Annotated in this window: 20 protein-coding genes and 4 pseudogenes; 12 read left to right on the top strand and 12 right to left on the bottom strand. The window is 70.3% G+C overall.

The window, feature by feature from the left end; genetic code table 11:
* Window positions 1-193: 193 nt before the first annotated feature.
* Window positions 194-562, bottom strand: a complete 369-nt coding sequence (locus tag ACZ3X1_RS35255; RefSeq protein WP_467283371.1) for a sugar phosphate nucleotidyltransferase — start codon at window positions 560-562, stop codon at window positions 194-196.
* A gap of 675 nt (window positions 563-1,237) precedes the next feature.
* A complete protein-coding gene (locus tag ACZ3X1_RS35250; RefSeq protein WP_467283368.1) occupies window positions 1,238-1,456 on the bottom strand; it encodes a hypothetical protein in 219 nt (72 codons plus the stop codon).
* A gap of 448 nt (window positions 1,457-1,904) precedes the next feature.
* Between ACZ3X1_RS35250 and ACZ3X1_RS35245 the strand changes: the two are divergent.
* Together ACZ3X1_RS35245 and ACZ3X1_RS35240 are read left to right on the top strand one after the other, a co-directional pair.
* Window positions 1,905-1,997 (top strand): annotated as a pseudogene (locus ACZ3X1_RS35245) (DUF6233 domain-containing protein); the annotation flags it as partial.
* Between the two features lie 1,076 nt (window positions 1,998-3,073).
* Window positions 3,074-3,271, top strand: a pseudogene (locus ACZ3X1_RS35240) (hypothetical protein); the annotation flags it as partial.
* A 717-nt stretch (window positions 3,272-3,988) separates the two neighbouring features.
* Here the strand turns inward: ACZ3X1_RS35240 and ACZ3X1_RS35235 are convergent.
* Entirely contained in the window at window positions 3,989-6,253 is a 2,265-nt protein-coding gene (locus tag ACZ3X1_RS35235; protein ID WP_467283365.1) for an MMPL family transporter, read from the bottom strand.
* Between the two features lie 175 nt (window positions 6,254-6,428).
* On the opposite strand from ACZ3X1_RS35235, the gene ACZ3X1_RS35230 reads away from it, so the two are divergent.
* Both ACZ3X1_RS35230 and ACZ3X1_RS35225 read left to right on the top strand, forming a co-directional pair.
* A complete protein-coding gene (locus tag ACZ3X1_RS35230) occupies window positions 6,429-7,601 on the top strand; it encodes a sensor histidine kinase (protein ID WP_467283362.1) in 1,173 nt (390 codons plus the stop codon).
* The gene (locus tag ACZ3X1_RS35225; RefSeq protein ID WP_360588939.1) at window positions 7,576-8,238 is read left to right on the top strand and encodes a response regulator transcription factor; all 663 of its coding nucleotides are present in this window, start codon (window positions 7,576-7,578) and stop codon (window positions 8,236-8,238) included. Before ACZ3X1_RS35230 ends, ACZ3X1_RS35225 begins: the two co-directional genes overlap by 26 nt.
* Window positions 8,239-9,202: 964 nt before the next feature.
* Here the strand turns inward: ACZ3X1_RS35225 and ACZ3X1_RS35220 are convergent.
* From ACZ3X1_RS35220 to ACZ3X1_RS35205, 4 genes are all read right to left on the bottom strand, one after another.
* Complete coding sequence (locus tag ACZ3X1_RS35220; protein ID WP_467283358.1) at window positions 9,203-9,541, bottom strand: STAS domain-containing protein; 339 nt, start codon at window positions 9,539-9,541, stop codon at window positions 9,203-9,205.
* A complete protein-coding gene (locus ACZ3X1_RS35215) occupies window positions 9,538-10,800 on the bottom strand; it encodes a PP2C family protein-serine/threonine phosphatase (RefSeq protein WP_467283354.1) in 1,263 nt (420 codons plus the stop codon). The genes ACZ3X1_RS35220 and ACZ3X1_RS35215 overlap by 4 nt, the downstream gene beginning before the upstream one ends.
* The gene (locus ACZ3X1_RS35210; RefSeq protein ID WP_390077331.1) at window positions 10,800-11,603 is read right to left on the bottom strand and encodes an alpha/beta fold hydrolase; all 804 of its coding nucleotides are present in this window, start codon (window positions 11,601-11,603) and stop codon (window positions 10,800-10,802) included. The genes ACZ3X1_RS35215 and ACZ3X1_RS35210 overlap by 1 nt, the downstream gene beginning before the upstream one ends.
* A 593-nt stretch (window positions 11,604-12,196) precedes the next feature.
* A complete protein-coding gene (locus tag ACZ3X1_RS35205; RefSeq protein ID WP_467283352.1) occupies window positions 12,197-12,850 on the bottom strand; it encodes an NADPH-dependent F420 reductase in 654 nt (217 codons plus the stop codon).
* 112 nt (window positions 12,851-12,962) lie between these two features.
* On the opposite strand from ACZ3X1_RS35205, the gene ACZ3X1_RS35200 reads away from it, so the two are divergent.
* Together ACZ3X1_RS35200 and ACZ3X1_RS35195 are read left to right on the top strand one after the other, a co-directional pair.
* Window positions 12,963-13,349, top strand: coding sequence for a winged helix-turn-helix transcriptional regulator (locus tag ACZ3X1_RS35200; RefSeq protein ID WP_362628050.1), 387 nt, complete (start codon window positions 12,963-12,965; stop codon window positions 13,347-13,349).
* A 130-nt stretch (window positions 13,350-13,479) separates the two neighbouring features.
* Window positions 13,480-13,740: a hypothetical protein gene (locus tag ACZ3X1_RS35195; RefSeq protein WP_467283349.1), complete on the top strand. Its 261-nt coding sequence runs from the start codon at window positions 13,480-13,482 to the stop codon at window positions 13,738-13,740.
* Between the two features lie 278 nt (window positions 13,741-14,018).
* Here ACZ3X1_RS35195 and ACZ3X1_RS35190 read toward each other — a convergent pair whose 3' ends face one another.
* Window positions 14,019-14,300, bottom strand: coding sequence for a TetR-like C-terminal domain-containing protein (locus ACZ3X1_RS35190; protein WP_467283347.1), 282 nt, complete (start codon window positions 14,298-14,300; stop codon window positions 14,019-14,021).
* 174 nt (window positions 14,301-14,474) lie between these two features.
* On the opposite strand from ACZ3X1_RS35190, the gene ACZ3X1_RS35185 reads away from it, so the two are divergent.
* On the top strand, window positions 14,475-15,986 hold the full coding sequence (locus ACZ3X1_RS35185; RefSeq protein ID WP_467283345.1) for an oxidoreductase: 1,512 nt from the start codon (window positions 14,475-14,477) through the stop codon (window positions 15,984-15,986).
* Here the strand turns inward: ACZ3X1_RS35185 and ACZ3X1_RS35180 are convergent.
* Both ACZ3X1_RS35180 and ACZ3X1_RS35175 read right to left on the bottom strand, forming a co-directional pair.
* Window positions 15,983-16,804, bottom strand: a pseudogene (locus tag ACZ3X1_RS35180) (IS5 family transposase). The gene ACZ3X1_RS35185 and the pseudogene ACZ3X1_RS35180 sit on opposite strands and share 4 nt — an antisense overlap.
* Before the next feature lie 355 nt (window positions 16,805-17,159).
* The gene (locus tag ACZ3X1_RS35175; RefSeq protein WP_467283343.1) at window positions 17,160-18,020 is read right to left on the bottom strand and encodes a hypothetical protein; all 861 of its coding nucleotides are present in this window, start codon (window positions 18,018-18,020) and stop codon (window positions 17,160-17,162) included.
* Window positions 18,021-18,208: 188 nt separating this feature from the next.
* On the opposite strand from ACZ3X1_RS35175, the gene ACZ3X1_RS35170 reads away from it, so the two are divergent.
* The gene (locus ACZ3X1_RS35170; RefSeq protein WP_467283340.1) at window positions 18,209-18,595 is read left to right on the top strand and encodes a hypothetical protein; all 387 of its coding nucleotides are present in this window, start codon (window positions 18,209-18,211) and stop codon (window positions 18,593-18,595) included.
* A 259-nt stretch (window positions 18,596-18,854) separates the two neighbouring features.
* On the opposite strand, the gene mscL is transcribed toward ACZ3X1_RS35170, so the two are convergent.
* The gene (gene mscL / locus ACZ3X1_RS35165; protein ID WP_390077350.1) at window positions 18,855-19,298 is read right to left on the bottom strand and encodes a large conductance mechanosensitive channel protein MscL; all 444 of its coding nucleotides are present in this window, start codon (window positions 19,296-19,298) and stop codon (window positions 18,855-18,857) included.
* A gap of 222 nt (window positions 19,299-19,520) precedes the next feature.
* On the opposite strand from mscL, the gene ACZ3X1_RS35160 reads away from it, so the two are divergent.
* The 3 genes and pseudogenes from ACZ3X1_RS35160 to ACZ3X1_RS35150 all read left to right on the top strand — a co-directional run bounded on the left by ACZ3X1_RS35160 (window position 19,521) and on the right by ACZ3X1_RS35150 (window position 21,692).
* The gene (locus ACZ3X1_RS35160; protein WP_467283397.1) at window positions 19,521-19,715 is read left to right on the top strand and encodes a hypothetical protein; all 195 of its coding nucleotides are present in this window, start codon (window positions 19,521-19,523) and stop codon (window positions 19,713-19,715) included.
* Window positions 19,637-20,695, top strand: a pseudogene (locus tag ACZ3X1_RS35155) (RHS repeat-associated core domain-containing protein); the annotation flags it as partial. The gene ACZ3X1_RS35160 and the pseudogene ACZ3X1_RS35155, both read left to right, overlap by 79 nt.
* Before the next feature lie 292 nt (window positions 20,696-20,987).
* Complete coding sequence (locus tag ACZ3X1_RS35150; RefSeq protein WP_467283338.1) at window positions 20,988-21,692, top strand: hypothetical protein; 705 nt, start codon at window positions 20,988-20,990, stop codon at window positions 21,690-21,692.
* A 257-nt stretch (window positions 21,693-21,949) separates the two neighbouring features.
* On the opposite strand, the gene ACZ3X1_RS35145 is transcribed toward ACZ3X1_RS35150, so the two are convergent.
* Complete coding sequence (locus ACZ3X1_RS35145; RefSeq protein WP_467283335.1) at window positions 21,950-22,162, bottom strand: hypothetical protein; 213 nt, start codon at window positions 22,160-22,162, stop codon at window positions 21,950-21,952.
* A gap of 204 nt (window positions 22,163-22,366) precedes the next feature.
* Here ACZ3X1_RS35145 and ACZ3X1_RS35140 point away from each other — a divergent pair, with 204 nt between their 5' ends.
* A complete protein-coding gene (locus ACZ3X1_RS35140) occupies window positions 22,367-22,939 on the top strand; it encodes a DUF4262 domain-containing protein (RefSeq protein WP_467283332.1) in 573 nt (190 codons plus the stop codon).
* Window positions 22,940-23,019: the final 80 nt, after the last annotated feature.

Raw genomic sequence — 23,019 nt, 5'->3', positions numbered from 1 at the left:
ACACGTCGGCGAAGTGGATGCCGCGCACCACGCCCTTGGCGGCCACCGAGAGATTGGTCTGTGCAAGTGGTAGCGGCCTGCCTACCGCCTCCACCACCGGTGGAAGCGGTACGACTCGGTGAACAGCCCGCGCGAGTCGCCGTGCCCCTGCGGGACGATCTCGAACGCGTCGGCGATCGTCAACTCGCAGATTTTAACCGCTCGCCCTCCTCGAGCAGCCCGAGAAGGTGCTGGCCGTACCCGCTGTGGAGCAGCGGCTTTGCCAGCAGCGCAGTTGGGAGTCGCTGACGGGTCCGGACCGCCAGACCGCCTCTTCGACGCAGCCGACTTCGAGGCTCCGCCGCTCCTCGATCACCCGGACGAACTCCGAGGCCTGGACCATTGAGGCGAAGGTCCCGGTGTCCAGCCATGCCGTGCCCCGGTCGGGCGAGGTGACGTAGAGCTCACCGGTGGCCAGGTAGGACCGGTTGAGCTCCGTGACCTCCAACTCCCCACGTGAGCTCGGGCGAAGGCCGTGGGCGATCTCCGCCGCCCGGTTGTCGTAGAAGTACAGTCCCGACAAGGCCGCCGAGTACTTCCCCGGCTCCGGCGTCCTGGCGAGCGGCTTTGCGACGGAACAGAAGTTCGACGGCCACCGCGCGATCCTCTTTACCCCCGCCGGCCCGGCCGCCTGCTCCTGATCTGCCACACCGCTCAGTGCATCTGCAGCGCCCCAGGCCAGAGACACAAGACCGCCTCACCATCAGTGAGAACTCACACCGACCACCTCGGCCCCCTCAAAACCCTCGGACAGGGCATCGCACACCTGAGCGGCATGACCTAGAAGGCCGACCCCGACCCCAACCCCGTCCAGCAGGCCCCGCCGCGGCGGGGCTTGCCTGCAAAGCTGTTCTCAAGCCCCCGGACCAGGGGGCTCGGAAGCCTGGTACCAGGTAGGCCCCAAAGCGAGTTTGTGGTCACCAACTTGAACAACACCAGGCCCGCAGTCCGGCCGCCGCGTCGTGATGGTGATGGAAGAACACGGTTATCCCGCGGTCCGATCGCGAGGTCAAGGACGATGACTAGCGAGTGGCTGTCCAGGACAAGGGTCTGCTCCCAGGACAAGGGTCTCCTGGACAAGAGTTTGCGGGCGCCATCCGAATGCGGCTCAGGCTCATGACCGAGGAGCAGGCCGCCGACAGCACGAGCGCCGCCTCGGGTCGCCGGCAGTGGGCCGACGACCCGGGCTCGCGTGTGGTCAGTAACCGCTGCTGCCGTAGATCCGCTGGCCGGAGTACGTGCCGCCCTGGCAGTACCAGTAGCCGCTGCTGTGTTTCACCGGGTTTCCGCCGCCGTACTTGCAGTCCGCCGAGGAAACCTGGGGTGTGGCCGCCTCGGCCGCGAAGGACCCGGTGGCGCTCATTCCTGCGAAGGCCAGGGTTGCGAGCGCCAGGCCGAGTAGTCGTCGAACGCGCATGCCTTGCTCCTCTCGGGGTTAGCCCGTTTGGGCCTTCCCAGGATGACTGCGCGGGGTGTCCCTGGCATGCACGACTAGTCCACTCGGGTGATTCCGGGGAAGTGGCAGGGTGCTGCGCTGAACGCCTACAGGCCTTGGCGCGCCCGGGGAGTCCGCCTACCGGCGAGCTCACGGCTGAGCCCTGCCGGTAGCTCTGACCGCGCTTCGTGATGACCACGCCTCGAGAGGCCAAGTAGAACACTTACGGCGTAGCTGTGACTGGGCGTGGGCCCCCATGGCGGGACGCCCGGTTCGGCCGAGCTGTCTGTGCTGTGCCCTGTGGGGCGGGCGCAGCGCTGTCCCGGCCCGGTCTGCGCCTCTTCCGATAAGCCCAAGCCTCCTGCCGCGGGCACTCTGAACCTCTCGGCGGCTCGGGCGAAGGCGGAAATGCTAAAGCGGCGGCAAGCCCCTCGGCCGCGAGGAGGCCCGCCGGATGCTCGCGAAGGGCGTAGAGCCCTGTCCCTACTGCAGCCCCGAGAACGCACTCGGCATGAGCGGCTGACCGCCGGCCTTCAGGCGCAGGTACGTTCGGAGGCAAGGGGCGCGGCTTCTGGCCACCAGAAGCCGCGGCGGGGCCACGCCCCGACCCGTGTCCAGGAGCCAAGCGCAGGCATTGGCTTACGACTCCACAGAAGTTGTGCCAGAGCCCGAGAACGGGAGTCGTTTGTCGACGACTTCGGGAGTCGCTGGGCACCTGGGCGCCATGATCAATGTCGATGAGTGCGGAGTCACTCAGCTCAACAGCACGTTTATGTCATCAGTCCGTCTGTCGGGCCTCAGACCTGTGCCCAGGCCCGCAGTAGCTCTTCGCGCACGCGCGCCTTGGGGGTGCCTTCCAGGCCGTGCTCGCGGCCCCCACGCCTCCATTGCCCGCAGGTCGGCCGTCCCCGCCGCGAACCGGCCGAGCAGCCCCTGGGAGAGCGCCTCCTCCTCGGCGCTGTAGCCGCCAGCCGCTGCCGAGGAGACCCGGACCCGCTCCGGCCCGCTCCGGGTCTCCAGCCGCAGCGTCATTCTGTCCGCGCCGCGCCCCGCCCCCGCACCTTGCTGCGGGGGGGCAGCCGCCACGAGGCGGAGGGCCGCACGGTCCAGCCGCGCCCCCACCAGGTCAACCGGAGCCAGGACGGCCCGCAGATCCTCCGGCGGCAGAGGCACCCTCCCCGCTGCTGCCTGCCCTGACTCGTACCGGAGCACCGGCCCGAGTCTAAGAGCTGTCCCGTAACTGTCCGGAGGAGTAAGCGTCGAACTCCCTTGCGGTCTGCTGCTGCGGCCCAGCGGCGGATGCGCGGGTCGGGATGGGCACGGGCGGATACGAGCGTGCGACGACTGATTTCGACGATTTCTGTGAGTGCTGGGAGTGGGGTGTACGCGCTCTGATCCAGGATGCGTCGACGCTGGCGGAGAATCTGGGGTCGCGGCGGGAACGGTGTGGGAGGAAGACCAGTACATCGAGGGCTCGTTCAAGATTGCGGCCAACGCGGCTTTGTTCGGCAGTCCGTACGCCAGCGAGTTGACGTCGAGGGGGCGCGTCAGGTCTCTGAAGGACCTGCTGGATGATGCCGACGGCGGGGGGCAAGGCTGATGGGCTGGCGGGACTTTGTTCCGGACTCGGCGGAGGACTGGGTCGAAGACCGGGCCGAAGATGCCGGTGACCTCGTCGAGTGGGGTGGCAACAAGGTGGCTAGCGTCGCCAAGATCCGCGAGCAAGTCTCTCACCTGACCGACTTCAAGACGTCGTTCGAGGCGGTCGGCAACGGGCTGAAGGGCTTGGGTGAGCCGGACGGGTTGAAGGGCGCGTCGGCGGAAGCCTTCCGGCGGGCTGGGGCCAAGGAGCCTCGAAGCGACGGACGAGGGTGGGCACCGGGGCGTCGGCGCAGTCCGCAGGAGCGGAGTTTGCCCGCGGTCGCGGGGCCGGCCTGGTGGAGAGCGGCGACGGGGCGAGGCCGCAGCCACGCCTGCGCGTCTCGGGCTTCGAGCGCGGTGTTGGCGCCCGCCGGGTCGAGGCGGCAGCCACCGCGGCGAGCATCCGGTTGGGGCGACCGCACAGGTGGTCTGCACGCCGTGCAGGGCCGTCGTGCGCAGCCGCAGAAGAGCGGCCACCTGCTGCGGGGTGCGGTCCCAGCAGCGGAGGGCGCCGGTCATCGCCTGCTGCAAGATCGGCGGACCCTGCGATCCCGGTACTTCCGGAAAAGGAACAGCTCACCCTCAGGCTCCTCGACGAGCCGTACGTCATCCACCACTGGGCCGAGTTCCTCCTCCCCCGCCGGAACGGCGAGGACAGCGGCCACCCCCAGGACTGCGTCGCGGGGGTGGCCGGCCTCCGCCACCGCCGCGAGGGCGGCGCACCGTCTCCTTCTGCTCGTCGCTCCAGCCGGGGCTGGCGGGCATGTCGCCGCGGTGGGAGAACCGCTCACCAGGCTTCAACCCGGCCATGGGGTCCACGTTCCAGGGCAGCCCGGCCAGGTGGACGAGAGCGGGCAGGAGTTGAGTCAATGGTCAAACCAGCCGTGGACGCGGGGCCGCACCCGTGGGTTCCGCGTCGGGGTCGTCGGTGCCGGCGGGGCTGCCGGGAAGCATCCGGTCCAGCCACTTCGGCAGCCACCAGTTGGTCCGGCCGAGGAGTGTCATGGTCGCCGGCACCAGCACCATGCGTACGACCGTGGCGTCGATGAAGATCGCGGTGGCCAGGCCGAGCCCGAACATTTTGGTGGAGGGGTCCTCGGCGACGGCGAAGGACAGGAAGACCGCCACCATGATGAGGGCGGCCGAGGTGATGATCCGGGCGGTGCGCGAGACGCCCTCGACGATCGCCGTGGCGTTGTCGCCGGTGCGCAGGTACTCCTCGCGTACGCGGGAGAGGAGGAACACCTCGTAGTCCATCGACAGGCCGAACAGGATGGCGAAGAGGAACATCGGGATGAACGACACGATGGGAACCGTCGCTTCCAGCCCGATGAGTGCGCCTCCCCAGCCCCACTGGAAGACCGCGACCATGATGCCGTAGGCCGCGCCGATGCTCAGCAGGTTCAGCAGTACCGCCTTGAGCGGTACGAGTATCGAGCGGAAGACCAGCATCAGCAGCAGGAACGACATCGCCAGCACGGCGGCGACGAACACCGGCAGGCGTTGGCTGGTGCGTCGGCCCACATCGGACAGGCTCGCGGCGGCGCCGCCGACGTGGGCCCTCGCCGGGCCCTGCCCGATCGCCGTGGGCAGCACGTCGGTGCGCAGCCGGGCGATGGTGTCGGCCGTGGCCTTGTCCTGAGGGCTGGTGGTCGGGAACACCACGAGGGTCGCGATGCCGGTGGCCCGATCGATGTGCGTCGGCGCGACGGATGCGATGCCCGGATCCGCCGCGACGGCCCCGACGAGTCGGTCCAGCACCCCCGGATCACCGGTGGGGTCCGCGGCGATGACGAGGGGACCGTTGGTGCCCGGGCCGAACCCCTCGGCGACGAGGTCGTAGGCCCGGCGCTCGGTACGGCTCTGCGGCAGTGAACCGTCATCGGGCAGGCCGACGCGCAGGCCGAGCACGGGCAGCGTCGCGGTCAGCAGCAGCCCCGCCGCGCCGACCGCGTACGGCACCGGGTGCCGGCTGACGTGCCCGATCCAGCGACGCCACCCGGCGGCTTGGGCGGCGCCGACCGCCGGGTCCCGCCGCCGTGCGAGTCGGCCCGGCTTCCTGGTCCGCAGAGCCCGGCCGATCCGGCCGGCCCGGGCCAGGCGCGGGCCGGCCGCGCCGAGGAAGGCCGGCAGCAGCGTCACCGACGCGAGCACCATGATCAGGACGACGATCGAGACGGCAATCCCGCCCACCGTCATGAACGGCACGTTCGCGACAGCCATGCCGAGGATCGACACGACGACGGTGCCGCCGGCGAAGACCACCGGCCGCCCCGCCGTGGCCACCGCTCGTCCGGCCGCCGCCTGCGGATCGAGCCCGCGCGCGAGGTACTCCCGGTGACTGGCGAGCACGAACAGCGCGTAGTCGATGCCCACTCCGAGCCCGACCATGCTGCCCAGGACCGGTGCGAAGGTGGGGACGTCTGTCACCCCCGCCAGTACCGTCATCGTGGCGACCCCGACGGTCAGTCCGAGGACCGCCATGCCGATCGGCAGCGCGGCGGCGACGAGCGAACCGAACGCCAGGAACAGGATCGCGGCCGCGGCGAGGAGGCCGATCAACTCGCTCACGCCGCCGTCGGGGTCGGAGAAGGCGTAGAAGAGGCTCCCGCCCATCTCGACGCGCAGGGGCAGCTCGGCGCGCAGCCGGTCGCCGAGTGCGACGAGGGCGTCGAGGTCTTCGGCCGACAGCCGGCTCTGGTCGGGGTACTGCACCCGGACGACCGCGATCCGCCCGTCGGCCGAGACGAGGCCGCCGCGCACGGCGGTGTCCCCGCCCGTGTCGAGCGCCCCCGCCGGGTCGCTCGTGCCGAGCACGTGCGGCAGCCGCTTCACCTCGGTCTGCAGCCGCGTGAGAGCGGTGCGCGCGCCGTCGTCGCCGAAGAACGTCGCACCGTCGTCGAGGGGCGTGACGACCACTTGGGCGGTCATCCCCTCCTGGCCGGTGCCTGCCCGCTCGATCAGTTCCGCGGCCCGCTGGGAATCCAGTCCCGGAGCGGTCATCGAGTCCGCGGTCCGCCCGCCGAAGGCAACGGCGGCGAGGACGGCGAGCGTGGCGGCGATCAGCCATGCCGCGATCACCCGCCAGGGATGGCGGGCGGCACTTGCGCCCAGGCGCAACAGGGCTTTCGAGAGCATCGGGTCCTCCAACCACCTCGTCGGCCGTCCTTGTACGGCCGACGATCCGAGGCTCGTCGCCACGGAGCTCCACGGCATCGGCCCGCGGGCCGCGAATCCCTCGGCCCCGGGGCGGAGTGACGACCCGTCCTTTCGGCCGATGCGCGGCGCGCCGCAGTCCCTAAGGCTGAGAACCGTGCTCCGAGACGACCTGCGAACCCTGTGGACCGAACCCCGGCCGCCCGACGCGCCCGCCCGGGTGCGGCGGGACTGGGCGCTGCTCGCCGCCGGCCTTGCCGGTGTGGCGCTGGAGGCCACCCTGCGCGAGAACGTCGTGTGGCGGCCGGTGGCGGTGGTGTTCGCCGTATGGCTGTGCCTGCTGCCCCTGTGGCGCCGGACCCGCCCGCTGGCGATGGTGACGCTGGCGTTCGGCTCGGTGACCCTGCTTCCGGTGGCCTCGCTCGTCGCCGCACCGCGCGAGCCCGTCGGCCTGTACACCGGCGCGGTCGTGCTCGTGCTGGTGTACGCGCTGCCCCGGTGGGGATCGGGACGGGAGATCGTGCTGGGCGGCGCGGTGATCCTCGCGACCGGCGCGCTGTGTGTCGTCACGGACGAGACCCCGGTCGTCGAAAAGATCGTGGGCCTCGTCTTCCTGATGCTGCCCGGCGTGGTCGGGGCTGCCGTGCGGTTCCGGGTGACCGCTCGCGAGCGGCAGTTGGAGCAGGTGCGCTCCCGCGAGCGCGAGCAGCTCGCCCGGGAACTGCACGACACGGTGGCCCACCACGTGTCGGCCATGGTGATCATCGCCCAGGCGGGCCGGGTGCTCGCGGGCACCGACCCGTCCGCCGCCGTCGAGGCGCTGGAGGGGGTCGAGGAGGAAGGGGCGCGCACGCTGGAGGAAATGCGCGCCATGGTCGCCGCGCTGCGCGACCGCGGGGTCGGCGCCGAGCTGGCGCCCCCTGCTGGAGTCGCGGATCTGGAGCGCCTGGTGCGCACCCCGGGTGGTCGCCTCAGGGTCGACCTGGGGCTCGACGGCGAACTGGACGCGCTGCCCCCGGCCGTGGACGCGGCCGTCTACCGGATCGTGCAGGAGTCGGTGACCAACGCACTGCGCCATGCGGTCGACGCGACCGAGCTCGTCGTTCGGGTCGCCGCGGAACGGCACACGGTACGGGTGAGCGTGCGCGACAACGGCCGGCGCACCGGCCGGGGTCGCGACGGATACGGACTTACCGGACTGCGCGAGCGCGCGACCCTGCTCGGCGGCATACTACGAGCCGGCCCGGGAACCGACCGGGGCTGGCATGTCGAAGCCGAACTGCCGAGAGCGAGGAGCGAGAGCGGTGTCCATTCGCGTCCTCGTCGCTGACGACCAGACGATCATCCGCACCGGGTTGCGGATCATGCTGAACGCCCAGCCCGGCATCGAGGTGGTCGGCGAGGCCGCCGACGGGCGGGAAGCGGTACGTCTGGCCCGCGAACTACGCCCCGACGTCTGCCTGTTCGACATCCGCATGCCCGTACTCGACGGGCTCGAGGCCACCCGGCTGGTCGCCGGCCCGGGCGTCGCCGACCCGCTGGCCGTGGTCGTCATCACCACGTTCGACCTCGACGAGTACGTCTACGGCTCACTGCGTGCCGGCGCCCGCGGATTCCTCCTCAAGGACACGGGACCGGACCTTCTGGCCCAGGCCGTACGGTCGGCGTCCGACGGTGAGGCGCTCATCGCGCCCAGCGTCACCGTCCGTCTGCTCCAGGCATTCGCGGACCTGCCCGCCGGCCGGCCCGTGGCCCAGCCGGTCTCCCCCGTCACCGCCCGCGAGGAGCAGGTGCTCCTCGCCGTCGCTCGCGGGCTGACCAACACCGAGATCGCCGATGCACTGCACATCAGCCTCAGCACGGTGAAGACGCATCTGGCCAGCCTGATGGCCAAACTCGGCGCCCGCAACCGGGTCGAGATCGCGATGTGGGCCTACGAAACGCGCCGTATCCTCCCCGCAACCTGAGCCGGGTGCCGGGCCATGTCCCACGAGTCCCCGCCCGGGCACCGGTGCACCGGTCGCTCACGTCGGCTCCACGTGCCTCACCCGCCCCAGAGCGAGACGTACCAGGAGGCCGGAGCGGGTGTCCGGCGCCGTGCACGACGCGCTCGACCGGGCGGACCGCGCGCTCAAGAACCGCCCGTGCACGCACGCCGAGCACCCGTACGAGGACGGCCTCGACGACCCGCCGCACTATCTGGAGGACGTCGCCCGCCCCCTGGCGCACGGTGACACGGACTTCTCCGCGATCGGCTGGACCGGCGAGCAGTGGGCCTGCCCGCGCAACATCGCGGGGCTCGCACGCGTGGGCATGGAGCGGCTGGAGCCCGGCTCCGCCGCCGACGTGCCGGCGCGCCTCTCCGAGGACGCCCAGGACACGCTCGACAGGCTCAACTCCGTCCTGGAGGGGTACGGGTTCGACGCCTACAACGAGATCGCCGACGCCGGTTCGGAACTCCGCTTCGTGACAAGTGACGGGGACCGGGCGGGCGGCGTGCTGGTCGCGACGGCGGCGTCCTGCTACGCGCTGTCCGGGGTCGTGCGCGAGCGATGGGTCCTCGACGACCTGATCGGGACCTTGGAGAAGGTCCCCCTCGATGCCCTCGACCACCCCTGCGCGCACGGCGACGACGGGCACCCCGGGCTGCCCGGCTTCCTCGACGACGAACCGGACCGCCCCGCCATCGCCGACGACACCCAGAAGCCCTCCAGGGCCCTCAGCCGCGAGGCGACCGCTCCTCCCGCCCCCACACCTGGACCGTCCCGCCCGGCTCCCCGCCGGTCTGGGCGCCGCCCCGACTACCGGCCCCTCCCACGCAGGTCAGAAGGGGATGGGTACGCGCAGGCCGACGGCCACGGCCGCGCGGCGGCACCCCGCGCGGACGGCAGCCGGCTCGGTCCGCCGCGCACAAGGGCGCCTGCCTTACGGTCAGGCCCCGGTTGCGGACTCGGCGTCGGGATGGAGCGGGAACACCTGGTCCAGTCCGACGACGCCCAGGACGCGCCGCGTGTTGGCCGGGACCGCGGCGAGTGCGATGTCGACTCCGGCCGACTGGGCGTGGTTGCGGGCGGCGATCAGGGCGCAAATGCCGCTGGAGTCGCAGAACTCCATGCGTGCCAGCTCCAGGACGAGGCGCTGGCCCCGCTCCAGGGGGAGGGTTTGGAGGAGGTCGCGCAGGGCTGCGGAGGTGTCGTAGTCGAGTTCCCCGATGACTTCCACGACCGGGCCTTTCGGGGTGTCTCGGACGGTGAGATCAAGTGGGCTCATACCGGCTCCAAAGGGGCGGGGACGCCGAGTGCGAGGAGGGCGGTGTCGTCGTCGAGGCCGTCCAGCAGGCCGGTCAGTGCCTCCATGACCGCATGCGGGGACCGGCCGGCGTGAGTGCTGGCGAAGGCGCGCAGGGCTTCGTCTCCGTACAGGTCGGTGCGTCCTTGCCCGGTGCGGGCTTCGGTGAGGCCGTCGGTGTAGAGCAGAAGGGTGTCGCCGCGCCCCAGGGTGGCGGTGGCGGGGGTGAAGGGCGCGGTGGGCAGGATGCCGACGAGGATGCCGCCGGGGGTGGGTAGGAAGTCGGCTGTGCCGTCGGCGCGCAGGACCAGGGCCGGCGGGTGGCCGCCCGAGGCCAGGTGGACCGTGACCTTCCCGGTCACCGGGTCGGGTTCGAGGGTGCCGAAGACGGCGGTGCAGTAGCGGGGGTCGCCGCTGCTATAGCGCTCGTGCAGGACTTTGTTCAGGGTGGTGAGGGCGGAGACGGGGTCGGGGTCGTGGAGGGCTGCGGCGCGCAGGGTGTAGCGAGTCAGCGAAGTGACGGCGGCGGCTTGTGGGCCCTTGCCGCACACGTCGCCGAGGAAGAACGCGAAGCGTGTGGCGTCGAGGGGGAAGACGTCGTAGAAGTCGCCTCCGAGCCGGTCGGGCGAGGCGGTGCGGTAGTGCGCGGCGCTCTCCATGCCGGGTATGGGCGGCAGGGTGTCGGGCAGCAGCGACGACTGCAGCACTGCGAGGGCGTCCTGGAGCCGGGACCGGTCGGCTTCGGCCTGACGGTGTGCTTCCTCGGCGGCTTTGCGGGCCCGCAGGAGTTCTTCTTCGTAGGCGCGGCGGTCGCGGGCGTCGAAGAGGGTGGTGCGGATCAGCAGTGGCTCACCCGTGGCTCCGTGCTTGACCGCGGAGGAGACCAGCACCGGTATCCGGTCGCCGTCTGTCTTTCTGATTTCCAGGGCGATGCCGCCGATTTCGCCCTGCATGCGCAGCAGGGGCGCGAAGTGAGTTTCGTGGTAGAGCCTGCCGCCTACGGTCAGCAGGTCGGTGAACCGCATTCGGCCCACCACCGCCTCCCGGTTCAGGCCCAGCCAGTCCAGCAGTGTCGTGTTGATTTTCGCGATGGTGCCGTCCATCAGCGTGGACAGATAGCCGCACGGTGCGCGCTCGTACAGCTCCTCCGCGCTGTCCTCCAGCAGCGCGGCGAAGGCCGCATCCGAGGTCTTCTCGTCGTCGGCGTCGTACGGGTCGGGGTGCTGACCGGTGCGGCACATCACCGCAGGCCGGCCAGGAAGGCGGTGATCGCCTGGTTGGTGGCTTCGGGGGCGGACATGTGCGGGCAGTGCCCGGTCGCATCCAGGGTGATCAGTATCGAGCCGGGGATCGCCTGGTGCACGAAGGCGCCGACCTCGCGCGGGGCGATGGCGTCCTGGGTGCAGTCCAGCACCAGCGTCGGCACGCTCACCTTCTTGAGGTCGTCCCTCGAGTCGGACAGGAAGGTGGTGCGGGCGAAGACGCGTGCCATCGCCGGGTCGGTGGCGCAGAAGCTGTTGGTCAGCTCCTCACCGAGCTCGGGCCGCTCGGCGTTCCCCATGATCACCGGCGCCATCGCCGCGGACCAGCCCAGGTAGTTCGACTCCAGGGAATCGAGCAGCTCCTCGATGTCCTCGGCGGAGAAGCCACCCCGGTATGCCTCGTCGTCGATGTACCGGGGAGAGGGCGCCACCATCACCAGCGCCCCGATCCGCTCCGGAGCGATCTGGGCGGCCAGCACACCGATCATCGCGGAGACCGAATGCCCCACGAACACCGCGCCGCGAAGGTCGAGCGCGTCACATACGTCCACCACGTCCTGGGCGTAACCGGCGAGGGACGCATAGCGGGTCTCGGAGAACGCGGAGAGATCGGAGCGGCCCGAGCCCACGTAGTCGAACAAAACCACCCGGTAGTCCTCTACCAGGGCGGGGAGGGTGAGGCGCCACATGTTCTGGTCGCAGCCGAACCCGTGCGCCAGAACGACCGTCGGGCCATGGGGATTGCCAGTGACCGTGACATTGTTTCTGCGCTGGATATCCATACCCCGCAGTCTCTCAGGCCTTACCCATCACTCTTGCAAGCCCCCGGAGCACCCCACCCCACGCCTTCACAGGTCACTGAGCCAGCCTTGAGGGAGCCGACCAACCGTTGCCGACGCGATCGGGCCCAGGGGATGGAGGTTGATCGGCTTCGGCGGGCTCCCTCCGGGTGCGGTGCCGGCGGCCGCCCGCCGTCCAGGCGGCCGCCGACACCTTGACACCGGTCAGTGGTGGCGTCGACCCCAGGTCTCCTGTGGAGGCGGGCCTTGGCGGCTGCGGCTGCGGCGATGTCGAGTCGGGTCGGGTCGGGTCGGGTCGGTGACGAACGTAGTGCCCAGCTCCGTGACGGTTGGGGGACGATGTAGCTGCCCCCTGCTCCGGTTGAGGGCGGGCTGGGCCGGCCTGGGGCCGGCAGCGTCGTTCGCAGCCGTTGGTGCCGCCCGTCGCGGGGGTCAGAGGGTCTTGGCCGGGGACGTTGATGTGCCTCACACATCAACATGCGCGAACCCGCGCTCGCGCAGACTGTCCCGCCCTCACCGGCCCCCCGGCCAGGGCTCCGCGGAGCCTGCCGGCCCTCACCGGCCCTCACCGGCCCTCACCGGCCCTCAGCGGCCCTCGGGGGCTCCGGGAAGGCCACGGCGGGCGAGCCGCCCGCCCACCACACGCCGATCGCGAACGCGGCCGTGGCCTCCACGTATGCCGCCCGGTCCAGGCCGCCCGCCGGCATCGGGCTCCACCCCATGGCGCTGATCAGCTCCGTGACATGCTTGGCAGCCCCCGGGTCGTCCGCGCAGAACGGCACCGCAGGCGGGGTCGCGCCAAAGGCGGCCGCCGGGTGCTCCCAGATGCTCGCGTGGGCCAGGTTGAAGGCCTTCACCACGTGTGCGCCTGGCGCCGCCTCCTCGATCAGGCTGGCCACGCTCTCCCCGGCGCCGGTCGTCAGCATCACCCCGCTGGGCCCAGGGGCCAGGGGGTTCGTGCAGTCCACGACCGTCCGCCCAGCCAGTGCCCTGGCGTGCTCCCGGGCCAGCGCCGGCGCCGCCCCGGCCGGTACGGCGAGCAGTACCACCTCCTCCCCATACCCCGCCGCCTGCGCGGGCGTCCCGTGTCCGGCCGCCCCGATCCGCCCGGCGAGCGCCTCGGCAGCGGCCGCGTCCCGCCCGCCGATGAACACCTCGTGCCCGGCCCGCGCCCACGCGCCGCCCAGTGCCGCCGCCATGTCCCCCGTACCCAGTACGCCTATGCGCATCGTCGTGTTCCTTCTCGTCCTGTCTCGTCCTGCTCGTTCCGTTCTGTGGGATGACGCTACGGACGCCGACGCGCACCGTTCGGTGTCCATCGGCGGAGGCAGAATGGGCGGCATGGAGAAGCTGACCGATCCGGCGGCGGACCTGCCGGACCTCGCGTACACGGCGGACTGTCGGGCGCGCGTCGCCTTCGAGGTGCTGGCAAACCGCTGGGACAGCGTCGTGGTCTTTACGCTCGGGGTGACCGGCCCGATGCGGCCGCGCGCGCTGGTGGCGCGGATCGGCGGGATCAGCCCGAAAGTTCTGAACGAGGCGCTGCGACGGCTGGAGTACAACGGCCTCGTCGAACGCCACGCGTACGCCGAGGCCCCGCCGCGCGTGGACTACGCCCTGACCGAAGCCGGCACGGCGTTACTCACGCCGATGCGGGCGATGGGCGCGTGGGCCGCGCGATACGCGGACGACGTGCTCGACGCGCAGGACCGGTACGAGACCCGCTGAGCCCGCGTAGTACGGGGAGTGGTCCGTGACGGCGGCCGGCCTTGCCCTGCCTGTCGCCTACCCCCAGGACGCCTCCGGGCCCCTGCCCCGTCCGCGCACGCGCCCACAGCACCAACAAGGCGAACCTTGAGTGCGTACCACCGAAGTATCCTCCATCGCATTTGGGCCGGCAGGGCTCGCATGGCTGGAGGGCATCCCCATGGAGGAGGCCGTCCAGGATGCGGTGCTGGCTCTCGCCGGCGACGGCGCAGCGCCCCCTCTCCATTGGGATGACGCACGGTTGACCACGGTGTTCGCGCTGTCGGCCGTGGCCCGCTGCGTGGCCGTGTACGGGAAAGAGGCAACCACGGAGCGCCTTGACCGCATCCGGGCCTTGGTCGACCGGCCCTGAGCTGCACGGTCCGCCTACGGGCTCGCTGGCGCGGCTGCGGTACAGGGCGCTACCTCGACCGAGGAACGCCACGCCTACCGCCGTGCAGTGCCTGAGCATGCCGAAGTTGCCCGTAATCCTGGCCAGCATGACGTTCTCGTCCTGGGAGATGGCTTCCCGAGCGAGGAAGACAAGAGCACCGGAGAGGTCTCCGTGGGCGAGGGAGCTGCACCCGCTCCACAGAGCCTCCGCATTTTCCCGTGGGGCCCCATATGGCAGCAGAAGCCCGCTCGGCCTAGTCATTGAGAGCCCGGATACCGGCCCTGATCCTGTCGCTGAGCGAGTTCGGCTTGGTGAAGACTGCGGAACACCTCCGCGGTCGCCCATCCGCGCAGCGTGGCGTGAATCGACGAGCGGAATGCGGCCTCGGCCGTAGCGGCGTCGAGCGCCCCGGCCAGTTCGAGAGTCACGAGCCCGTGCATGGTCGCCCAGATCGACAGAGCGATCGCCGTTGCGTCGCCAGTGACGCGCCGGGCCTCCAGAGATCGGTCAAGGCTTCCCGGGACGGGATAACCCCGCACAAGAGGGTTCTACGGCCGTGCAACCACCCAGGAGCTGACCACTCCAGGAACGCAAAAAGCGGCCTCGGCCGCTCGGACCGGGGTCCGGGCGGCCGAGGCCGCTTAGAACTCCTAACGGAATGAACCGGTGACCCGCTTGGCGCGCCTGAGTGAGTAGATCATTACTCTGCATGGGTGCTGTCCTATGACGAGATGACCCCGCCGGAGCGCGAGCTGTGGGACGCCTTCCCTGAGGGGCGTCGCGTTGACCTGCGCACAGGAGTACCCGACGCGGACGCTCCCGCTGCGGGTGACCGGTGGGGCCCCGACCGTACTGTCCGCGCGGCCGTCGTGGCGACGCTGTTGCTCGGCGCGAACGAAGACCGGTCTGGCACCGTAGCCGCCTTGCGACTCACCGGCGCGCGTATCACCGGTCGTCTCGACCTGTCCGGGGCGGAGATCTGTCACACGTTCTTGCTGCAGGGCTGTCGGCTGGACGAGGCGGTGCAACTGCACGGTGCGATGACCCGGACGATCGAGATATCGGACAGCTGGGTGCCGGGGATCAACGCCGAGCTCGCCCGAATCGAGGGTGACCTGGACCTGAGGCGGTCGACTCTCGAAGGCGGCTCCCTCATACTCGTCAACGCTCGTATGGCCGGGAATCTGGTGATCTCGGATGCCAGGATCTCGGGCGCGGAAGAGTGGGCAGTGCGCGCGGGCGGCCTCGTCCTGGATGGCGGCGTCTTCGGCCAGCGGCTCAGCACGCAAGGCGGACTGCGGCTGCCCGGCGCACAGCTGCTCAGCGGCCTGTTCCTGCAAGGCGCACGGCTGGGGAACACCGCGGGCGTCGCACTTGCCGCAGGAAGTATGGCCGCTTCGACGGTGGACTGCTCCCAGGGGTTCACCGCGCAAGGAGGCGTACTGCTGCGAAGGGCCCGAATAGAAGGTCTGCTGACCTTCGAAGGAGCCCATCTGAACGGGGATGGCGTAGCCCTGGACTGCGTATCCATGCACGTGGGCGACTTCGACTACAGAACCGCAGCACCGCTCTCAGGACTGGTGGATCTCCGGTCCGCCCAGGCCACCTGGTGTCAGGACAGCGAGCAGAGCTGGCCGAAGAAGGTGCTCCTGGAAGGGTTCACCTACGGGTCCATCCGATTCGGGGACGCCCCGTCCGCGGCAGGCGACGACGCACCGCCTGCGAGGGACGACGTGGCCCGTCGCCTGGCCTGGGTCCGCCGGAATCCTGGCTATGTCCCGCAGCCGTACGAGCAACTCGCGGGCTGGTACCGGCAAATCGGCCATGACGATGACGCCCGCCGCGTGCTCCTGGCCAAGCAGCGCCACCGGCGTCTCACCCTGTCCCCGCCGGCCCGGGTATGGGGGCACCTGCTGGACGTGACCGTGGGCTATGGCTATCGGCCCTGGCTGGCTGGCGTCTGGCTCCTCGCGCTGACCCTACTGGGCACGCTGGCCTTTAGCACTCACTCTCCCAGCCCGGTCAAACGAGACGAAGGCAGCCCGTTCCAGCCCCTCGTCTACACGCTCGACCTTTTGATCCCCCTCGGTGGTCTGGGTCAGCGCACTGGGTGGTATTGGCCGAACAGCAGCCTCCAGTGGCTGGCCTACCTGCTGATCGCCTTCGGCTGGATGCTGACGACCGCCATCATCGCCGGTATCACCCGCACCCTGCAGAAAAACTAGTGAGCAATAGTTGAGTTCAGCCGTCGCCAGCAGATCAGTGCGCATCCGAGGGTGAGGAAGGCTTCGTGGATGTCGTCGCGGATCTCCCGGCGGATCCGTAGGCGGCGGAACCAGTGCAGATGGGCGAACGCGCCCTCCACGAGCCAGCGTTGGGTGCCCAGTCCGGAGCCGTGCTCGGTGCCCCGGCGGGCGATCAGTGGCTTCACGCCGAGACCCCAGACCAGGCGGCGGTACTTGTCGTGGTCATAGCCGCGGTCGGCCAGCACCACGTCCGGGCGGCGCCGGGGCCGGCCGCGCTTGCCCCGCACGGGCGGCACGGCTTGGAGGAGCGGGATCAGCTGGGTGACATCGTTGCGGTTGCCGCCGGTCAAGGTGACGGCGAGCGGGATGCCGGTGGCGTCGGTGATCAGGTGGTGCTTGCTGCCCGTCCTGCCCCGGTCGACAGGGCTTCGTCCTGTCTTGGAGCCCCCTTCAACGCCCGGATGTGGGAGCCGTCGACCGCCGCACGGGAGAAGTCCAGGACGTTCGCGCTGCGGAGCTCGGCAAGGAGGAGCGCGTGCAGCCGAGGCCACACCCCGGCCTTGGTCCACTCGGCCAGACGGCGCCAGCAGGTCATGCCCGAGCCGAAGCCGAGTTCCTGCGGCAGCTGCTCCCAGGCGATCCCGGTGTGCAGCACGAACAGGATGCCCTGGAACACCAGCCGGTCAGGATGCCCGCATACGTCCGGGGTGCCGAGCCCGACGCTCGACCTTCGGCAGCAGTGGCTCGACCACCGCCCACAGCTCGTCGTCGACTTCCCATGGCTTCAGCCGCGCCACCCCGCACCCCCGGATATTCCGTCCCGGAGTGATCCAACCATCTTGAAGATCATTTCGTTAGGAGTTCTAAGTTCAACTGGGACTCGCGCCGTAGGAGGCCTTACGTTCCTGGGACGGGTTGGTCGAGCCCTTCATATGGTTGGGCCGCCCAGGGGTGCCGGGTGTGGTTTTCCAGTTGGCCCGGCTGAGCGATTTGGTTGGCGCGCAGGGCAGTGCGACAAGTCCGATGGCACCCCGTGGCCGGTCAGGAAGACATGGATTGGACCCCGGCCCGGCTCAACCTACGGGTGCCGCTCCGTAGGCTGCGTGACCTGCCACTGCTGGCACCCGGCACCCGCCGGGGTGGCTCCTCGCGTTACTCCGCGGGCGAGATCCGCCAGGTGCCGTGACGTACGTCGAGCGTCGCCGTGAGGTCGGCCTGCTCCGGGAACGAGACGCCCAGCCGCCACGGGCCTGGCAGGGCGGCCAGTCTGATAGTGACCAGGTCCTCGGTGACGTTGCCCAGGGCTCCGATCCAGTGGGGTGCGGTGGCGATCAGCTGTTCAGTCAGGCGGGGCCCGGGCTCGGGAACGCGCGAGAAGGGCTCCTCGGCGAGTTCGGTGAGGGCGGAGCCGGCCAGCAGGGTCAGCAGCCGTGCCAGGACCGCGGCCGGCAGGGCGGGGTCGAGGGTTTCCAGGAGTACGTAGCAGTCGTCGTGGCCCGAGAACCAGACCCGGGAGTCTCCCAGGCGACTCAGGAGCGAATGGTCAATGCCGGTCGTGCCGAGCACGAGGGCGAGCTCGTCGAGCTGCTCCTCGGTCACGTCGGCGGGCACGTCGATCAGAGTCAGCTCGTACGGCGACCAGCTGCCGTCGAGTAGACGGGGCAGGAGGTCGCGGTCCAACACCAAAAACTCCTCCGCGAGTCCGTTCGTGCCGGCCGCCCAGGATCCGAGGGAGTGGACCGTGCACGGCACGCCCAGCTCAGCCGCGATCAGCGAGGGCCGCACAGGATGCCAGTCCTCATCCAGATAGGAGTTGGTCTCCAGCGACACCACCGCCACCGCGTCGTTCGCCACGGACACGAGCAGGTCGGCCAGCTCGCCCGCCTGGGCCGCACCCGCCCTCACCCGCCACAGCCCCTCGGCCTCGCGGACGCTGAAGCTCAAGGGGAACGGCCGGCGCTCCATGCCGACACTGTTCACGCTGAACGCGCCCTGCTGCCTGACCTCGATCACTGCCCCACCCCCGAGAACCCGCCGGACGCCTCTGCCCAGCCCGCATCAATCATCGCCGGTCAGCGGGGCGGGCCTGCCACGGCCGACCACCCCCTCGGCGTGGGCGTGTCCAGGGGTCACGCCCACGCGTAGTTCACGTCTTGCACGTACCGTTCCCAGGGACCGGCGCGGGTGGTCTGCTTCGCTCAGTGCTGGCGGGTGCCCTGGATTCGACCGACGAGGGCCAAGGCCTGTTCCGGGTGCTCCTCCAGCCACGTCCCAAGGTGTTCCTGGACTGCTTGTCCCACGCAGGTCCGTGCTTCCGCCGCAAGCACTTCACCCCCGTGCCCGAGGTCGACTCGCTGGCCGTGCTGAACGAGCTGGTCGATCAGCGGGATCTTCATGACGGGCGGCGCCGGATCTGTTCGCGGCTGTGGACGATCGATGAGTACTTCCAGGTCGAGCGGCCGCTGCTGCTGCCGCTGCTCGGTAGGCAGCCGGGCGCGGGCAGCGAGGTCGAGAAAGCTGCGTGCTGCGTTTCGGGCCGAGGCTGCGGCTCCGTTCTCGTGCGGCAAGTCCTGATCCAGCGCAGGTGAGGCCATGGTTCCTCCCCTCCTGAGGCGTTCCGCCTGCGAGGTTCGCCTGCCCAGGTCTCGGCGCCCAGAAGCGCCGACGGCCGAAGGGAGCGGAATCGGAGCTCGCACATGCCGACCCTGCGCTGCGGACAGAAGCTGCCCACGACCAGTCGACGGTGTGATGGGGCACGCGTTGCGGCGGTCTGGCCTGTCTCGTGCGGAGTATCTGGGCGCTATGACCGTCCAGTCGGCCATCGGCGGAAGGTGCACGGGTGGCTGGTCACCCGGCGCGCTGCGTCGCCTCCCCCGCCTGGGCGGGTACCACCGGCAGGGGGACGGTGCAGGCCGCGCAGCGCCGAGCCAGCGCGGGGACGGGGCTGAGGCACTCGGGGCAGTCCCGCTTGGGGGCCTGGACGTCCTGGTGCGGAGCGAGGCGCTCGTGCAGCTTGTTGATCGGGAGCACGACCAGGAAGTACAAGGCGCAGGCGAGGAGGAGGAAACTGATCGCGGCGTTGAGGAAGGCGCCGTAGGGAAACTCGGTGGCGCCCACGGTGAAAGTCTTGCGGCTCATGTCGCCGGTGGCGCCGGTCGCCAGCCCGACGAGCGGGGTCAGGAAGGCACCGACGAAGCCGTTCACGACGGCGGTGAACGCCGCCCCGATGACGATACCGACCGCCAGATCGACCACGTTGCCGCGCAGGATGAAGCTGCGGAAGCCTTTCACCTTCTCACTCCCCTGGTTATCCGACATCGATGGGCGGGACCGGGGCCGCGGTCGACCCACCCTTCTCCCGGATGCCCCCTGACTCCTCTCCAATGCCTGCCGGCAATGGGTGCGTGCCCTCGGGGGTGTGCGACGCGGGAACGGGGCAGGTCGCGAGTGAGCACCGCAGGCACTCCCTCAAGGTGCGCCGTATCGGGCAGGCAGTGTGGGAGAGGGGCGGTTGTGGGCGGAGCGTTGGTTGCGGGCGGGTGGGGCCTGTTCGCGGGCGCGGCCCTGCTGGTGGGGGCGGCCGTGGGCTCGCTCGTACGGGATCCGCCCCGGCTGATCGCGCTGGTCATGGCGTTCGCCGCGTCGAGTTCACCCACGACGCCGCCGGACGCGAACTGGAGCGCGTCTTCGGCGGGACGGTCACCATGACCTGTGCCTGGGACAAAGCGGGGCGGCTTTCAGAGCAGCACATCACCGCCGCAGAGCGCACTGTCGGCAGCCGCACCTATGCATATCGCACCGACGGCCACCTGATATCCGTTGCGGACCGGCAGTAACGCACCCGCAGTTTTGACCTCGACCGGAGCGGGCCGGGTCACGGGCGTCCGCGCCCAGGGTTGGACAGAGCAGTACGCCTACGACGACACCGGCACCCAGACCTGGGCGTCCTGGCCGGCCGACCACCCCGGCAGCGAGGCCACCGGATCACGGACCTACACCGGCACCGCTGTTTTCCGTGCGGGCGACGTCCGCTTTGAGCACGACGCCCTCGGCCGAGTCACACTGCGGCAGAAGACTCGGCTCTCCCGGAAGCCGGACACCTGGCGATACGCCTGGGACGCGGAGAACCGCCTCACCTGGGTAACCACCCCCGACGGGACGCGGTGGAGGTACGGCTATGATCCGCTCGGCCGCCGCATCGCCAAGCAGCGGCTGGCGGCTGACGGTCACCGCGTGGTCGAGGAGGTCCGTTTCGCCTGGGACGGCTTGATGCTGTGTGAGCAGACCAGCCACCGACCGGATCAGACGACCACGCTCGCCCTCACCTGGGATCACCGCGGGGCCGTCTCGCTGGCTCAGACCGAGCGCCTTCCCTCGCGGCCGACGGCGGCCAGGGGGAGATCGACCGCCGCTTCTTCGCCATTCGCCACGGACGTCATCGGCACTCCCATCGAACTGATAGACGAATGTGGCGAGATAGCGTGGCGTTCGCGCGCAACCCTGTGGGGCACCACCGCATGGAAACGTGACAGCGGCACATACACCCGCTCCGCTTCCCCGGCTATTACTACGACCCTGAGACCGGCCTCCACTGCAACTACTTCCGCCACTACGACCCCGAAACCGGCCGCTACGCCTCACCGGATCCTCTCGGCCTGGCACCTGCCCCGAACCCTGTCGCCTACGTCGACACCGCGGCGGGGGCTGTAGCGCAGAGGTAGATGCGCCCTCTTGGCAAGAGGCGGGACGCCGGTTGCAATCCGGCCTGCTCCCCCGCCGTGCGTACCCACGAAACGGCCGGCGCCGGGACGGATCCCGAGCACCCGGCGGCGGGTTGAGGCCGCCGGGCCGGGCGTGGCGCGCCCGGCACGGTCGTGTGGCGGCCGGTGCGGGCGCATCGGCAGTCCGACCCGACCGCGGGGCGCCGTCCTGACGCCCGTACCCTCCTTCCGACCCGCTCCCCCACTGAAAAGAGTCTCCGTGCACACCGCTCACCGCCTGCTCGCCGCCGTCGCTCTCACCGGTGCTGCGGCCCTCGGGCTCACCGGATGCCTGTCGTCCGAACCGTTCCCCGGCCAGCCGGCCTCCCGCGTGCTGAACGACTCCGTGACCGCGCTGCGCGGCGCGTCCACCTTCACTGTCGCCGGAACAACGTCCAGCCAGGGCATACCCACGCAGGTGAACCTGTCGATCAGCGGCACCGGCGACTGCAAGGGCACGATGTCGGCCCAGAGCAGCGGCAACATCGAAGTGGTCCGCACCCGGGACCACACCTTCCTCCGCGGCGACGAGGCCTACATGCTCGCCCAGACCAAGGACATGCCCGAGGACCAGGCGGGCCGGGCCCGCAAGGAGATGTCGGGCCGCTGGATGCGCGTAGAGGCCTCGGACCCTGCCCTGAAGGGACTGACCAGCCTGTGTGACCGGGACGGCCTGCTCAAGGACATGTACAGCATCCAGGCCGCGGAAAAGGGCGCACTGACCAAGATCGACGGTCAGGAGGCGGTCACGATCAACACGCCCGAAGGGGTTTTCCTCGTGGCCACCAAGGGTGAACCGTTTCTGCTCAGGGTGACCACCAGCGGCGCCAACACGATCAATCTCGCCTTCACCGGCGTCAACCAGCCCGTACAGGTGGACGTCCCGGCCGACAAGGACGTCTACGACCCGAATAAGAACGGCTGACATCCGCCGTACCTGTTCGATGCGCTCCCGACTGCAGGCCCGGGGCGCGACGTTCTTGGGCCGTCCGGCCCGCGGGCCGGACGGGGAGGGGCTCATTCTTCAACTCCGCGGCTTGGAGGCGCTCATGCCGCCCGTCGGGTTGACGCGCCGAGGGCGACCAAGCGGTCAGGCAGCGGCACCAGGACGGATCCCGAACCCCTGGGGAGACAACGAGTTGGGGCCCGCAGGCCGCTGCGGCGCAGCGCGTCCGATCCGAGTCAGGCGGCCGGTGTGGCGCGGCCCCGGCCGTACTGCGGCTCCTCGCGCAGTACCCGGTGGAGTGCGAGCAGGTTGAAGGGCGCGGGAGGCACCTCAAGGCGGGGGCCGACGTCGTCCCCGGTGTACCGGCCGCCGCAGGAGCAGAAGCTCCCCTCGTAGGCGTAGCAGTGCCGGAAGTGCCGCCCGTGCGGGTGGCCGGGAATGGTGTCCACAGGCCTCGTCCCTTTCAGGCGGTTCGTCATCACGACGTCGGACAGGATCAGGCGCTCGCGCGGGCTGGGGGCAGCGCGTGTGCGCGAGCCGGGCGCCTGCGGCCGCCGACGGGGGCGCGGCAGCCCAATGCAGTTGCCTTAGCGCCGTGGCCCCGTGGCGCCCCGCATGGCGGGCAGCCGGTCCTGATCTGCTTGGATGCCCGGGTGACTGACCTGACCATGTCCTCGTCGTGCCCATGCGTACTGTGCGATCCCGCAGCCGCGGCGACCTTCCGAACACGCCGGCAGCGGAAGAAATCCTGGGCCCGTGAGATGGCAGACGTCCGCAGGCACGGCTGGCACGTAGTGGGTGTCGGCGGTGAAGACATACCGGACTGGGCCTTCACCGTCGGCCTGTGGCACTCCTATCGGATCCCCGAGGTCGCCATGTTCGGTTTGGAGCTCCAGGGGCTGATGCATTGGGTCAATGACGCGGCCGCCGAACTGCGCAACGGGCCCGCGACAGAGCCGGGCACGCTGCTCCCAGGCGTCATCGAGGGGCACGAGGTCCGGCTCCAACCCGTCGATGTCAGTTGGCACCGACCTCTGCTCGGTACGGCCGTCAATTTCTACCGCCGGACTCCGGCCCCTGTCGTCCAGCTGGTCTGGCCGGACCGGGATCACCGCTGGCCGTCGGACGAGCAGGCAAGTCCGGGGTGCCGCGCGCAGCCCAGCTTGTGGCTTCCGGTCGACGAGCACCCGACTGGGATCTGGACCGAGGAGGCTGCCGAGCACTGAGCCCTGCCATCGGGCGGGAGCCAGCACCTGCTGGTCGTTGTTGAGCAGGAGAAGGATGACGAGAGCGGCTACGCCGTCGG

The sequence above is a fragment of the Streptomyces sp. NPDC023541 genome (assembly GCF_055559995.1).
Note: the sequence above shows the minus strand (reverse complement) of the source record. Positions and strands in the feature narration are given on the sequence as shown.

Bases quoted from the DNA above. Each gene is read 5' to 3' on its own strand.
- ACZ3X1_RS35205 (WP_467283352.1), bottom strand. From the start codon at position 12,850: ATGCGCATAGGCGTACTGGGTACGGGGGACATGGCGGCGGCACTGGGC.
- ACZ3X1_RS35235 (WP_467283365.1), bottom strand. From the start codon at position 6,253: ATGCTCTCGAAAGCCCTGTTGCGCCTGGGCGCAAGTGCCGCCCGCCAT.
- ACZ3X1_RS35220 (WP_467283358.1), bottom strand. From the start codon at position 9,541: ATGAGCCCACTTGATCTCACCGTCCGAGACACCCCGAAAGGCCCGGTC.
- ACZ3X1_RS35210 (WP_390077331.1), bottom strand. From the start codon at position 11,603: ATGGATATCCAGCGCAGAAACAATGTCACGGTCACTGGCAATCCCCAT.
- ACZ3X1_RS35215 (WP_467283354.1), bottom strand. From the start codon at position 10,800: ATGTGCCGCACCGGTCAGCACCCCGACCCGTACGACGCCGACGACGAG.
- ACZ3X1_RS35250 (WP_467283368.1), bottom strand. From the start codon at position 1,456: ATGCGCGTTCGACGACTACTCGGCCTGGCGCTCGCAACCCTGGCCTTC.
- ACZ3X1_RS35200 (WP_362628050.1), top strand. From the start codon at position 12,963: ATGGAGAAGCTGACCGATCCGGCGGCGGACCTGCCGGACCTCGCGTAC.